14 protein-coding genes are annotated in these 14,167 nt (G+C 42.3%); 4 read left to right on the top strand and 10 right to left on the bottom strand.

Annotated features, from left to right (window positions below):
• Window positions 1-33: 33 nt before the first annotated feature.
• Window positions 34-753 (bottom strand): M15 family metallopeptidase, encoded by a 720-nt coding sequence (locus JOC54_RS14555; protein ID WP_204466902.1) that lies wholly within the window; start codon window positions 751-753, stop codon window positions 34-36.
• A 138-nt stretch (window positions 754-891) separates the two neighbouring features.
• On the opposite strand from JOC54_RS14555, the gene JOC54_RS14550 reads away from it, so the two are divergent.
• Window positions 892-1,158: a 4a-hydroxytetrahydrobiopterin dehydratase gene (locus tag JOC54_RS14550; RefSeq protein WP_035421153.1), complete on the top strand. Its 267-nt coding sequence runs from the start codon at window positions 892-894 to the stop codon at window positions 1,156-1,158.
• A 97-nt stretch (window positions 1,159-1,255) separates the two neighbouring features.
• Here the strand turns inward: JOC54_RS14550 and JOC54_RS14545 are convergent, their stop codons facing one another.
• The 6 genes from JOC54_RS14545 to JOC54_RS14520 form a co-directional block, all read right to left on the bottom strand.
• The gene (locus JOC54_RS14545) at window positions 1,256-1,651 is read right to left on the bottom strand and encodes a hypothetical protein (protein WP_204466901.1); all 396 of its coding nucleotides are present in this window, start codon (window positions 1,649-1,651) and stop codon (window positions 1,256-1,258) included.
• Window positions 1,652-1,713: 62 nt separating this feature from the next.
• Window positions 1,714-2,139: a FixH family protein gene (locus JOC54_RS14540; RefSeq protein WP_204466900.1), complete on the bottom strand. Its 426-nt coding sequence runs from the start codon at window positions 2,137-2,139 to the stop codon at window positions 1,714-1,716.
• A 25-nt stretch (window positions 2,140-2,164) separates the two neighbouring features.
• Complete coding sequence (locus JOC54_RS14535) at window positions 2,165-3,553, bottom strand: sensor histidine kinase (RefSeq protein ID WP_204466899.1); 1,389 nt, start codon at window positions 3,551-3,553, stop codon at window positions 2,165-2,167.
• Complete coding sequence (locus JOC54_RS14530) at window positions 3,550-4,230, bottom strand: response regulator transcription factor (RefSeq protein WP_204466898.1); 681 nt, start codon at window positions 4,228-4,230, stop codon at window positions 3,550-3,552. The genes JOC54_RS14535 and JOC54_RS14530 overlap by 4 nt, the downstream gene beginning before the upstream one ends.
• Window positions 4,227-5,198: a YncE family protein gene (locus tag JOC54_RS14525; protein ID WP_204466897.1), complete on the bottom strand. Its 972-nt coding sequence runs from the start codon at window positions 5,196-5,198 to the stop codon at window positions 4,227-4,229. Before JOC54_RS14525 ends, JOC54_RS14530 begins: the two co-directional genes overlap by 4 nt.
• Before the next feature lie 413 nt (window positions 5,199-5,611).
• Entirely contained in the window at window positions 5,612-6,784 is a 1,173-nt protein-coding gene (locus tag JOC54_RS14520) for an MFS transporter (protein WP_204466896.1), read from the bottom strand.
• 293 nt (window positions 6,785-7,077) lie between these two features.
• On the opposite strand from JOC54_RS14520, the gene JOC54_RS14515 reads away from it, so the two are divergent.
• Complete coding sequence (locus JOC54_RS14515; protein WP_204466895.1) at window positions 7,078-7,221, top strand: hypothetical protein; 144 nt, start codon at window positions 7,078-7,080, stop codon at window positions 7,219-7,221.
• Between the two features lie 126 nt (window positions 7,222-7,347).
• Here the strand turns inward: JOC54_RS14515 and JOC54_RS14510 are convergent, their stop codons facing one another.
• From JOC54_RS14510 to JOC54_RS14500, 3 genes are all read right to left on the bottom strand, one after another.
• Window positions 7,348-9,009 carry an SLC13 family permease gene (locus JOC54_RS14510; RefSeq protein ID WP_204466894.1) on the bottom strand — a complete coding sequence of 554 codons (1,662 nt, stop codon included), beginning with the start codon at window positions 9,007-9,009 and terminating at the stop codon, window positions 7,348-7,350.
• 72 nt (window positions 9,010-9,081) lie between these two features.
• Complete coding sequence (locus JOC54_RS14505; protein ID WP_204466893.1) at window positions 9,082-9,798, bottom strand: response regulator; 717 nt, start codon at window positions 9,796-9,798, stop codon at window positions 9,082-9,084.
• Window positions 9,795-11,399, bottom strand: coding sequence for an ATP-binding protein (locus tag JOC54_RS14500; protein ID WP_239586742.1), 1,605 nt, complete (start codon window positions 11,397-11,399; stop codon window positions 9,795-9,797). Before JOC54_RS14500 ends, JOC54_RS14505 begins: the two co-directional genes overlap by 4 nt.
• Window positions 11,400-11,649: 250 nt before the next feature.
• Here JOC54_RS14500 and JOC54_RS14495 point away from each other — a divergent pair, with 250 nt between their 5' ends.
• Window positions 11,650-13,077, top strand: a complete 1,428-nt coding sequence (locus tag JOC54_RS14495) for an aldehyde dehydrogenase family protein (protein ID WP_204466891.1) — start codon at window positions 11,650-11,652, stop codon at window positions 13,075-13,077.
• A 185-nt stretch (window positions 13,078-13,262) separates the two neighbouring features.
• Window positions 13,263-14,159: a DMT family transporter gene (locus tag JOC54_RS14490; RefSeq protein ID WP_204466890.1), complete on the top strand. Its 897-nt coding sequence runs from the start codon at window positions 13,263-13,265 to the stop codon at window positions 14,157-14,159.
• The last annotated feature ends 8 nt before the right edge of the window (window positions 14,160-14,167 follow it).

Raw genomic sequence — 14,167 nt, 5'->3', positions numbered from 1 at the left:
CGTCACTGTCTCTCATAATCCTCTTCTAGTCAATTAAATGCCTTTACTCAAGTTATGGTACTCGTCTAAAGACAGCTCGTCTTCAACCAACCTCTCAGCAAGTTCAATCCCGACATAGCGCAAGTGCCAGGGTTCGTAATCATAGCCTGTAATCCCTTCTTTACCCGCTTGATAACGAATGATATAGCCATATCCATGCGCATGTTCTTCAAGCCACAGACCTTCAGGAGTAGATCCAAACGCTTCAACTAATTCATACTCAATTGATGCTGTTGATACATCCATTGCCAGCCCCGTTTGATGCTCGCTGTAACCGGGCTCTGCTACTAACTTCTGTGATGGTCCATTCTCTTCAACCGCATTTTCATACAAAAACGCTTGACGTTCAAATGAGCGATAGCCCGAAACCGCAATAAAAACGAGACCTTCTTCTTTTGCATCGCTAAACATCTGCTCAAGAGCCACACTTGCTTCCTGACGCAGGTAACGTTTATCGATGTCTTCTTCGAAACTAAACGGAACATTGGGAGTGACCAAATCAGCAGGGATGTAGGCTTCAGACAAACGTGTCTCTTTGTTAATATTAGCCGCCATATTCTCAGGATTAGCAATTGTTGCCAACCCATTCACTTCAATGATTTCATTTTGATGGGTTTCCTCAATGAACGGATGCGATTGGTCTTCCACCTGTCCTGCACAACCCGTTGCCACTATGATAATCGCGACTCCATAAACGACTACTTTTATGTTCATTTCTACCCCTCTTCTCCTTCGATTTCACTCTATTTAGTCTAGCCACTAAATCTTCGTTTCATAGCTTTACAACTTTGAGGTTTCTTCGTTCATCAAATCAGGTATATAAGAAGGAGGTAGAAAAAGGAGGGTGCGACTATGAGTCAAGTGAGAAAAGAAGCAGAAGAACTGACTGGTTGGTCTTTAGAAAATGAAACGCTGATAAGGGAATTTTCGTTTAACGACTTTCTCAAAGGAATTGACTTTGTCCAAAATGTTGCCGCTTACGCAGAGGGTGCACAACACCATCCCTACGTCATTATTGACCACACAACCATTACAATTAAATGGACGACTGTAGACGAAGGAAAACTAACTCGGAAGGACATTGAAGCAGCAAAAGCTTGCAATAATTTTTATAACTAAAAAAGAGATGCAGCTACGCATCTTAGGCTATTGAGAAGATGTCGCTCTCAATAGCTTTTTTTTATTCAAAATGAAGAAGGGACCATAGCCCCTTCTTCTACGCATCTCTTTTTTTGCTGTCTGTTAAACACGCTAATACCACAAACAGTAAGAAACTAATGACAACAGTCATTCCACCACCAATGTAAAAACCAAGCGTTACCCCTCGAGGTAAATCAAACGGATTCGTATTGTAGAGCCACATCCCTGATGTAAGTAAAATCGCACCTGCAATACCGGTCCACGCCTGAAAAGCGGCGAGTCTTTTTTGATTTGGCTGATAGATTTTATGAAATAAGCTCCAGGCGAACAGCGTCAGCCATCCCAACACTAGCACATGGGCATGGATTGCCGAGAGCGCATAAGAGCCTCCGCCGGCCATATGGGCACCCATTAACACACCCCATAGCCCAAATAGCGAGGACACAATTAATAACAGTTTTGCATGGTTCATAATGAAACGCCTCCTTTCTTACAAGTGTAACCGCTCAATATGAATGGAGTATGAACAACGAATTAGTCCTCATCATAAAACGCCTTTTTTTCTTCTTCACTTACTTCCCCGACAAAAAATTCCTGCGTCGGCATAACGTGCATATCTCTTGCTGTCACATGAGCTTGTACAATATACACCCCATCTGTCTCTAACTCGATTTCCGCTCGATAGATACCATCTTGAGAATGGGATGCTTCAATAAACTCCGCATCATCTCGCTGCTCATTCTGCCAAACTTCGTATAACACTTCATGGGCATCTTCAACGAAATCGTCCCCCTGCATCACTTGTGTTTGCAGTGTAAATGGTTCATTAACTGGCTGTTCTTCCTGTACTTGAATATGGACATCAATTATTTCTGTTGAGAGATTTTCATTTGGATCTTCATCCGCTGAACAAGCTGTTAAAAATAGAAGCAGCAAGCTAGTGGTCATCAGTCGTTTCATTTAGGAACCTCCTTCCAATAAATCTTTATTCATATTGTGCGATCGTGACGGTGGCAGTCGTTCCTTGCCCTTCAACAGATTTAATTTCAAGTGATCCTTCGTGTTTTGCCATAATTTCCTGAACAATTGCTAGTCCAAGGCCTGTTCCGCCATCTTTACGGCTACGAGCTCGCTTTACTCGGAAAAACCGATCCGTAATATAAGGCATATCAGCCTGAGGTATACCGATCCCTTCATCGCGAATGGTTAATTGAGCTTGCTTGTCTACAGTGATAAGGTTTACATCAATTTTTTTCCCTCGATTTGTATAGGAAATAGCATTTGTTAAGAGGTTAATAATGACTTGTTTCATGCGATCACGATCGGCATAGATGATACAATCTTCATCTAAATCAAGCCTAATGGTCATTTGTTTCTGCTTTGCTCTCATCTGCACGGTTTCACATGCTTCACGAACAAGCTCCGCAAAGACAACGACATCGTGCTGAAGAGGATACTCATCCCCTTCTAGTTGAGCTAGATCTAATAAATCATTTACTAAGCGATTCATGCGGCGCGCTTCTTTTTCAATGATTGCCATTCCTTGTTCAGGTTTAATTACCCCTTCTTCTATTCCCTCGATATAACCAACAATGTAGCTTAACGGAGTCCGCAGCTCATGGGCAATTGTTGCGAGGAAAATACGTCGGTTTGTTTCGACTTGTTGAAGCGTGCTAGCCAATTGATTAAGCGAGTTCGATAACTCAGCCATTTCATCTTTACGGCGGCGAACCGATAGCCGTTCCGAGAACTGACCTTGCTCCATCCGTTTTGCGACAGCGTTCATCCTTACAAGAGGATCTACTAAATGTCTCGTTAGTCGAATTCCTAAGAAGACAATTATACCAGCAGCAAGCGCAAGCGCCCCTGCTAAGAACCAACGTAAATTGGTAAACACATCATACACATCTGCCAATGGTTTCGATATAAAGACAGCTCCCGCCAAGCGTTCACTTTCCATTAGAGGGATAGCGATACCAATCATATCCTGTTGAAAACGCGGATGTTCTCTTCGTATAAAAACGGTTTCACCTTGAAGCAGGACCTGACGTTCTTCAAATGTGATCAACTCTTCCCCAATCGTTCCCTCAAACGGCGCACCGCCTGCGAGTTCCATCGGGTCTTCGGTAACAAGGTACAGAGCCTCCGTTGTTTGTTTTGACCAATCAATTCGCTCAAAAAACGTTTCATTTGTTCCTTCAAGCTCATATAGATTTGAGAGCGCTTCTCCTTCCTGCATGAAGCGATCAACCTGCTCTTCAACATATAAGCGTTCATAGAGGAAAAAAATCAGCACACTCGCTAACGCAAGAACAGCAAGTGCAGTGAAAGCAATTCCAAGCCATACTTTCGTGCGAATGGAATCGAGCTTCATTCTCGCTCACCGAATTTATAGCCAACACCCCAAACGGTCTGGATGCGTTTGCCGGACGTACCTAGTTTTAAGCGAAGCGTTTTTATATGCGTATCTACCGTTCTGAGCGAACTTGTGCTCACATCGGTCCAGACGTTTGTAAACAGCTGTTCCCTCGAAAAAGAACGGTTTTTATGTTCAGCGAGGAATAAGAGCAAATCATATTCTCGTCTCGTTAAGACAAGTTCTTTTTGATCGACTTGTACCATTCGAGCGTGTCGATCAATTAACAACTCCCCAAAGACCAGCTTATCCGTCGGGTAAATTAACTCATACGAGCGGCGTATCGTTGCTTCGACTCTAGCCATCAATTCTTTTGGACTAAATGGTTTGACAATGTAATCGTCTGCGCCGAGCTTTAATGCTCTTATTTTATCTTCTTCATGACTCCGAGCTGTAAGCATAATGACTGGCAAAGCATAGTTTCTTCGAATGGTTTCACACACAGCAAAACCGTCCATACCTTCCATCATAATATCAAGAATCACAAGGTCTACCTCGCGCTCCTGAATTACCTGCAAGGCTTCCTCGCCAGTACCCGCTGTGATTGCCAAATAGGAATGGTTTTTTAAGTAAGTGACGACCAGCTGCAAAAGCTCCGGCTCGTCATCAACAACAAGCACCGTTCTTGATTTCATTGCATGATCTCTCCCGACGAAATTGCGTATGGACCTGGCTCCACCTCAACTTCTGCCATTAGGGCAAAAGGCTCTTTCATTATAATTGACAAACTATCGCTATCAAAATTGCTAACAATCAATTGTTCTTTATATTCATACATAAAATTTGGATTATGTCCAACTTCAATTGAAGCAACAATTCCCTTTGATTCCAGATCAATTTGATAAAGATGATCGTTTCCGTGACATAAAACAAACATTTGGGATTGATCCTTACTGCCCGTAATCGCGATTGGCATTAAGCCGACATCAACTGATTGAACGAGCTCACCGTTTGACACATCATATCCGTGGAGTTGATCGTTTAACTCACCACTCGGTCCGTGCCCCCCAACCCAGAGTAAGTGCCCATCATAAAACATCCCTGCTGGCCTGTCGATGACTGAAAACGACTGCTTTCGTTTCGACTGCATCTCAATGTAATCCACTTGACCAGCATCGGTGCTCAGCACAAACAGATTTCCAGCTTGATCTAAGTGCAACTCTGCTGGCGCTACATCCAGTGAAATCGTTTGTTCAATCTCACCCGTTTCTATGGCGATAAATGACACCGTCCTTGATTGCTCACTCGCTACAATTAAGAGTCCCTCGTTGGCATCATAAACCATTGTCGACACTTGATCATCAAGCTCAACAAACGATTCAACAGCACCATCCGTTAAATGGAACAGGACTATTTCATTAGCGTTATTTGTTAAAGCGGCAACACGTTCATCACTTATGCTCACCTGCGTTTTCCAAGAAGAAGGAAGCGGTTCTGTATGCTCAATTGTATAATCTTCCACATTCATAAAGGATAAGGATGGTTCTTTTAGATGAGAAATCACTAAATAGGGTCCATCATTAGTAGGAAGCGTTAGCGATTTATCTGCACATCCATGCAGCAAAACAATTGAAACCATGAAACTAACAAGCCACTTCTTCATTCAACCCCTCCTTTACCCGATCAGTATAGCACTTAATTGTGAAATAAATACGAAGTTATCTGCAAACAAATAGGAGCTAGAACAACGGGTGAAAACGAAAAGAGGCTGGGACATAACTAAAAGTAGTAGTTGAAAAGACGAATAATCGAAACGATGCTGAGTAGCACCGCTACAGGAGAATTCTTCGCTTTCCGGGGGCACGGCCTCAGCCTCCTTCGTGGAAAACCGCCACTCCAGAGACTTCAGACACGTGCTGGTCCCCCAGGAGTCTTCGAATTCTCCTTCCGCTAATTTTAAGATAAAACAAACGACGAACGTTCCCATTTTCAGGAATGTTCGTCGTTTTGATCTGTCTATCTACTTTTGTCCCAGCCTCTTTCAATTATGCTCGTACACTTTTAAACCCCATCTGATCATAGTGTTTCTTTTTCACGGACGGCACTAGACTGCGTTCTTCCCAACGTCCATTGCACGGCAATCATGCAGACCACAAGAAATGCAAGCACAATTAATGCTGGCTTAAAGCTGTTAAATGTATCATACAAAATACCAACTAGGAATGGTCCAAGCGCGGCAAAAACATACCCGCCGCCCTGGTTCATTGCTGACAAGGCACTTGCTTCATCAGCTGTCTCTGTTTCCAAGATTGGTAGCATCAGCGCCAACGGAAATAACCCACCAGCTCCTACACCGAGCAAGATCATCGCAGGTAGCGGATGCACATCGGTAATTAAAAGAAAAATTCCTGCTAATTCCAGCAAGCTGCAGCTAATTAAGGCGATTGTAAGCCCACCTTTTCTTGCTACGACATTAGGTAAGGTTAGCGAGACTGGAATTTGAATGACTTGGAAAATGGTAATCATCGTTCCTGCCATTGCAGCCGAATACCCCATATTCATTACAATCGGTGCAGCCCATGCCGTCGTTGTATAGAACACCGTTGCCATTAAACCAAAAAACAACGTAATTAGTAAGGCTCTCTTGTTTCGCAAAGGTAGTGCAGCACTTCGGTTGATGATCTCCGTCTGTCGTTTCTTCGCAAGCTTAATCCATAACAATACAGCAGCAATGCCAAATACTGCCCACACCGCGAGGGAGATCTGCCAGCTATTGCCCGCTGCTTCATAAAAAGGCACTGCTAAACCCGTTGCAACTCCTGCTCCAATAACAAGAGATGCTGAATAAATACTCACAAACCCCGGTTTATGGGGAAAGTATTGCTTAATAAAACCAGACAAAAGTGGACCGGCTATCCCAATACCAACACCTGCTAAAAAGGCGGTAACAATTAGGAAGAAAGCAGCACCTGTCGTTCCTAAAACACCTCGTACAGCAGTTGCGAACGTAATAAGAAGCAAGGAAAAAAAGATTGCCTTTTCCAAGCCAATTCGTTTGCTTATTGTTGTTGCTAGCGGAGCAAACACGCCCATACACAGCACAGGTAATGTCGTTAGTAAACTTGCTGTCGTCCCGCTAATTCCAAGGGATTGTTGAATGGATTCAAGCAGGGGTGAAACCGACGTAATGGCAGGACGTAGATTAAGAGATGCCAACGCCAAAGCTAAAAGTAGGTAAAACGTGCGCATGCTTTTCTCTCCTTGAACCAAACTTTCTATCTATTTAAAAAAGAATACGAGACAAGCTCTTTATCCGTCAAGCGCATTTCTTGGATTTAAGAAGAGCCACTGATTGAATCGGCTTCCCTTATAAATAAAAAAAGATCAGGCTCACATCAGTTAACCTGTAGAAAGGATTGTTCTATTGTAATAAATCACCTATTGACAGGAATTAGGATGAGGAGTATGATTCACTTGAAATCGCCGTTTAAGATAATTTAAGTCACTAATGACTCAGGTCGATCAACTAGAGTAGGGGTCCAATGAAACGAATACCAAAATTAATTAAATTTCCTAGTGAACTTGTGCAACGCATTGAAGACTACCGTCAAAACAAGAAAATCCGAACGTTTTCTGGAGCGGTTTACACGCTTTGCAAAAAAGGTCTACAGAACAAAAATGATTAAAAACAGGAGCACGCTTAATCCAGATGCTTCTGTTTTTTGTTGGATGATACTATGAATAGTTTATTAAACAACAAGTCACCCATATGACAAAAAAAGAGCCTAGTTGATCAACTAGGCTCTACATGATTAATCAATTAAACTTGTTGGGAATGTCGATAAATCTACACCAAGCGTAAGAGGAACGAGGTAGTAAACGGCTAAGACAATAATTGCTGTGGCAAAGACGTTCAGCCAGAAACCAGCTCGGACCATTTCAATAATTTTTATCTTCCCGGTTCCAAATATAATGGCGTTAGGTGGTGTTCCAACTGGAAGCATAAATGCACAGTTAGCTGCCATCGCACATGGAATCATCAGTGCAAATGGGTGAATATCAATTGCCACTGCAAGCGCCGCAACAACAGGCAAAATCATCGTAGCCGTCGCTGTGTTGGACGTAATTTCTGTCAGCATCATAATAAGCAATGTTGCCCCAGCAATAATGAGTAACATATGCATGCCGTCGAGTATTGTTAACTGATCACCAAGCCAGCTTGATAATCCACTTGATTGGAACCCAGCAGCAATAGCAAGACCGCCGCCAAATAAGAGCAACACACCCCAAGGAATGTCTTTTGAATCGGACCAATCTAAAATACGCGAAGCCGCTTTACCAGGAATAAGAAAGAGAAGCATTGTAGCAATAATCGCAATCATACCATCAGATATACCTGGAAGTTGGTAAATTAACGCATCTTCTCCTGCCCAGAAAAATTCTCTAGAAATCCACATAAACGCCGCGAAAATAAATACAGCAGCAACTATTTTTTCTTCATAAGAAGTCTTGCCTAGCTTTTTGCGTTCATCTTGAATTAATGCTTTTCCACCAGGCAGTGTCTTAATGCTTGTTTTAAAACTGATTGACCCTAAGAAAAACCATGTAAATAATAGCAACAGGATAACAACAGGAACTGCGAATAACATCCAAGATCCGAAACCAATGGAAATGCCAAAGATTGTATCAAGCTGAGCTGCTAGAATAATATTTGGTGGTGTACCAATTAATGTCCCCAATCCACCAATTGTCCCTGCATAACCAACTCCAAATAGAAGTGATTTTTCAAATTTTGGCAAGTCTCGCTTGTGACTGTCTTCCTTTAGAGCTGCCGCAACCTGCGCTGTAATAGCTAATGCCATCGGAATCATCATCATAACCGCCGCCGTGTTTGAAACCCACATTGAAAGAAAGCCGGTGGCAATCATAAATCCAAGTAAGATTCGCTGCGTGCTTGTCCCAATGACAGCAATAATAAACAAAGCAATCCGTTTATGAAGATCCCATTTCTCCATTGCCGTAGCGATAAAAAATCCACCTAAAAAGAGAAAGATAATATCATTTCCATAAGAGGAAGCGACCGCTGAGCCTTCCATCGCACCTGTTAAAGGTAATAAAATTAACGGCATCAGTGAAGTTGCCGGAATTGGAATGGCTTCGGTCATCCACCAAGTAGCAATCCAAAGCGTGACTGCAAGAACACGTTGGCCATCCGCTGACAATCCAGCAGGTTCAAAAAATAAAATCGTCAATAGAAATAGCAATGGCCCGAGAATTAACCCAACCAGTTGTGCTCTGGAATAAGGGCGTTTTTCATTTTCATTTTTTGGTGTTGCGGTTTTTCCTTTTTTGCTTTTATGTTGGGCAGCTTCTTCTTTTAAAGCAGCCGAGCTTTTATTTGCATAGGAAAACACATTTAAAAGATCCTTTGTCCGCTCTGACTGAGCCCATAATCTGTTCCAAACTAACTTCATGTTCGTTCCCCCATCCTCTGAAAGCGTTTTCTTATTTTTTCATAGACTAGGGGGACGGTCTAGTTTTTTTAATTAAACGAAATCATTTTCTTTTAAGAATTGCCTCCCTTGCTCTGAAATTTTATATTGATGAAACGGTCTCCCATGCGATAAATAAACCAAATCCTTCTGTATAAATAATTCTTCTTCAAAAAAGCGCATATATTTTCGTAGTGAAACATGCGAAATGCTTGTTTGTTCTTCTAGTTCAGCTGTCGTTCTCCAGCTTGTAGGAGTTAACTCAAGCGCTTGTAATATACGGATTGCCGTTACTTTTGTAATACCTTTAGGCAATTCTATTCTTTCTTTTGAGCGTATTTTTTCATTGCGCTGTAAAAAGGTATCAATTTCATTTTGTAACAGAAGGTCAGGCTGGGCTTCATCACTCATTGAGCGGTAGCGCTCCATCGCTTCTTTGAAACGAGCAAAGGTAAACGGCTTTACCAAATAATCCACAACACCAAAACGATAACCTGTTTGAACGGTATAAGAATCATTAGCTGATGTAATCAGTATCACATCAATGTTTCGCTCATCCATTCGCAGCTGCTTCAAAATATCAAGCCCGCTTTGCTCGCCTATATATACATCAAGCAGCAGCAGATCTGGCTTATGCTGCGCCAGCTGACTAAGCCCTTCGTCAAAAGTACGTGCGCTGGCAACAAGCGAAAATCCCGGAATCTTCTTTAAGAATATCGCATGGAAATGAGCAATTTCTTCCTCATCTTCAATCATCATTACGCGTATCACTCGTTTACACTCCCTTCAAGTCCGAGTGGGATGTGAATCGTTACAATCGTCCCTTTGCACACTCTCGATAGCACATCAAATGTGCCATTGTACTTATCTACTTCCTTACGAACATTTTCTAACCCATAGCCATGGTCCCCAGCTTTCGTTGACATCCAGCCTTCCTGCTCTTGCTTTGGCGTAAATCCTTTCCCGTTGTCTTCAATCACATAACGCAGCACACCGCCAACTTGCTTAATCGTAATGATCATAAAATGATTCTCATGTGATTGGCTCGCTTCAACCGCGTTATCAATCGTATTGCCCATAATCGTAATCCAGGCATCAATAAGCTCCGGATCAAGCTTTGGCCACATCGTGCCTGATTGAAAGAGCACCGTTATTCCTTGTTCTTCCAATGCTTCCGTCTTACGAGCTAAAAATTGTGCGAGACTCACGTCAGACACAAGCTTTGCAACCTCATCAGGCAATTGTTTGTTCTTTTTCTGTTGATAGCGCTCAGATAGCTTGCCTATATATTCTCTCAGCTCTGCATACGATTCTGTTTCAACCATTGCGCTAATAATATGAAGCTTATTCATAAATTCATGCGTTTCACTGCGTAAGCTTCTCGCATATGTCTCAGCGCCACTTAACCGTTTCATAATGTCGTCAAGCTGTTTTTTTTCCCGAAATGTCGCTAATGCACCGATACATTTCCTGTTATAGAAGATAGGTACTTTCGTTACAACCGCTTCGAGTTCACCTAAGTGATACACACGGTCAAACTGACTTTCACGCTTCGTTACGATGCATTCTAACTTTAAATCTGGCCAGACATCACTAATTAGTTTTCCTTCGATTGCTTCTTCCTTGCCTGAAGCTTGTAAGAAAGTTAAAGCCGACTCGTTTGCAGCTATAACGTTTCCGGTATCGTTAATGGCGATAATTCCTTCACCAGCAGCCTCCAAAATCGCTTCACGTTCGTTCACGAATCGGGCGATCTCTTGAGGCTCTAAACCGAGCAGTCTGCTTTTAATTCGATTGGCTAGATAAAAAGCACCTACTAATCCGACTAATAAACTGATGCCTGCTCCGATAGCAGAAGTGATAATGACTTTGTTTTCAGCAATTGCTATTGCATCAGTGGCAATTCCAACTGAAACAGCACCAATAATCGCTCCTTCATCATTATAGACAGGTTCAAACGCACGCACAGAGGGGCCAAGAAAACCGACAGCTTCAGAAATATACGATTCTCCCTCAAAGACGAGATCCGCGTCATCCCCTACAAAGTGTTTTCCAATTCGATCAGCAACAGGATGCGTATAGCGGATTTGATTTGTATCCATTACAACAATATAGCGAAATTGGTTTTCAATCCGAATGTCTTGAACAAATTCAATCAATTCCTCAGATGTACTCCCTGCTTCCAATGCACTCGTTACTAACGGATGGTCCTTTAAATGACTTGCACTGATCTGCACTTTATCGGCGAGGTGTTCTCTTGTAAATGTGACTTGCTGGTACGCACTAAATAAACCAAATAAGATGAGAGAGACAAGCACAATCCCGCCGCTCAACAGCATCGTTTGTGTTCGCAAAGATAAAGGCTGCTTCATTTTTTCACCTTCAATACGTTTTCTATTACTCATTTTAGTTCGAATTGAATGAACATGCTATCGTTTGATCAAATCAAACGAGTCAAATTTGTTTTAAACCACTAGTAGTAATAGTTTGACATTTAATAAAAGCTAGGTAACAATATAATTGAAAGCGCTTTCTCCGTTTTAGTTTTGTTATGAAGGGTACACAGATAAGGAGAAATTTTGTTTCTACACAAATGGATCTATTTAAAAAGGAGCGATCTTCATGCGTAATCAAACACAGCATTTTATCAATGGAGAATGGGTCAATTCTGTTGGGACAGACACAATTGACGTTATTAATCCTGCTACTGAAGAAGTGATTGGCAAGATTAGCGCAGGAACAAAAGAGGATTTAGATAAGGCGGTCGCTGCAGCAAGAGCAGCTTTTCCAACCTTTTCTCGGTCAACTAAAGAAGAGCGTATTAACTGGCTTGAAGCCATTGCAGAAGGATATAAAAAAAGAAGTGCAGAATTAATTGATGTGATGACAGATGAACTAGGTGCCCCGCTATCCATCTCAGAAAACGTCCACTTTAAAATGGGCCTAGCTCATTTTAAGAAAGCGGCTGAATCACTAAAGACTTTCTCCTTCTCTGAAGATCGAAACGGCCATACACTGGTCAAAGAAAGCATTGGTGTGAGTGGTCTCATTACACCTTGGAACTTCCCGACAAACCAGACATCAACGAAGATTGCCGGCGCAATCGCTGCTGGTAGTCCTGTTGTCTTGAAACCTGCAGAGAAAACACCTTATGCAGCGATGATCTTAGCTGAGATTATCGATGAGGCCGGTCTTCCAAAAGGAGCATTTAACCTCGTTAACGGCACCGGTGATGTTATTGGTGATGGCATCAGCTCTCACCCTGACATTGATTTCGTCTCCTTTACTGGTTCCGGTGGTGTCGGTGAAAAAATCATGCAGAATGCTTCTAAAACGATTAAAAAAGTTGCGCTTGAGCTCGGTGGAAAGTCGCCATTAGTTGTGCTTGAAGATGCAGATATGAAAAAAGCAGCAAAAACAGCTGTCTCCAATATGTTTATGAATTCTGGGCAAGTGTGTACGGCAGCAACACGCATCCTTGTCCCGAAATCAAAGAAAGAAGCGTTTGAATCAGCGGTGCAAGAGGTTCTCCCTTCATTCTCGATGGGCGATCCACGTGAAGACGGGCATAACGCTGGTCCGCTTGTTTCTGAAGGACAGTGGGAAACGGTCCAATCATATATTCAAAAAGGAATCGATGAGGGCGCAACCGTTCTCGCCGGAGGTACCGGTAAACCAGATGGCATCACTAAAGGCTATTATGCAAAACCAACCGTGTTCACCGATGTTTCCAATGACATGGTCATCGCACAGGAAGAAATTTTTGGACCGGTCATTTCGTTAATCTACTATGATGACCTTGAACATGCGATTGAAATCGCGAATGATACGGTCTACGGTCTTGCTGGTTATGTATTCGGTGAAGATCAAGAGAAATTACGCTATGTAGCTTCTCGTATCCGTGCTGGTCAAATCACTGTAAATAATGCCCGCACTGATTTTAACGCTCCGTTTGGCGGTTATAAGCAGTCTGGTATCGGGCGCGAGTGGGGCGACTTTGGTATTGAAGAATATCTTGAAGTCAAAGCCGTTCTCGGAATGCCGTCTTAAGTTTTAAAAAAAGTTCTGTTGATAGGTATAAAAAGAATAACGTTGGTAAGAATGTGTAACGTATTCCCCTATCCCCCTTAGCCTCCAACTTTGTTGGAGGCTTTTTTTTTGCGCTTGTACGCCTAATTGGACAACTCTTGCATACGATGATAAGAGTAACCAATTTGATTGGAGGTCGTACAACGATGTCGACACGTACAAGAATGATCGCGTCTTTCTATGCCCTTCTGGCTGTAGCTTTCTGGGGCTTATCCTTTGTCTCAACAAAAGCACTTCTTACCTCACTAGATCCGGGAACGATTCTTGTTGCCCGATTTGCCATTGGGGCGCTTTTTTTATTCATTTTACTTCTTTTCTTACGAATTCCATTGTTACTGCCCGTTCGCTACCTGCCCCATTTAATTATCTTGAGTATCCTTGGCGTGTTTGTTCACCAATTTTTACAGGCAACAGCCTTACTGACAATTGATGCTTCAGATGCTGGTTGGATGATTGCATTTGCGCCTATTTTTACCTGTATTCTCTCCTTTCTGTTTTTACATGAGCGGTTAACGTTTCCCAAGATGATTGGTATTGTCGCCGCAGTATGTGGGGTATTAATGGTTACCTCAAATAACCTGTTTGTTTTTTCCTTTGATTTGGGACATAATCTGATGCTGTTAAGCACATTTAACTGGGCTGTTTATTCAATTTTGTTAAAAGGGTTACGAATTCCTCTGCCTCCCCTGACCGTTACCTTTTATATGTGCTTAATTGGCTCTCTTCTTACCGTACCGTTCTTTGCTTCAACAGAGAGTTTTCATGCGGTGTCAACACTGGAATGGGGACAATTGCTCCATTTATTGTTTTTAGGCATTTTCGTTTCAGGCATTGCTTATTATTACTGGACTAAGGCGCTGCAGGTGCTTGAAGCCAATCGGGTTTCTTCGTTCCTGTATATCGAGCCCCTCGTTACGCTTGGTGCCGCAATCTTAATTCTTCATGAAAAAATCATACTCATAAGCATACTAGGCGGACTCATACTTATAGGAAGCGTCATTTTTATAAATAAGGGTTTCTCAACTCCTACCAAACGGGAATAAGGAGGACA

It is taken from the genome of Shouchella xiaoxiensis (assembly GCF_016907895.1).
In the GTDB taxonomy this organism is placed as follows: domain Bacteria; phylum Bacillota; class Bacilli; order Bacillales; family Bacillaceae_D; genus Shouchella; species Shouchella xiaoxiensis.
This window is presented reverse-complemented; position numbering and strand designations above follow the sequence as displayed.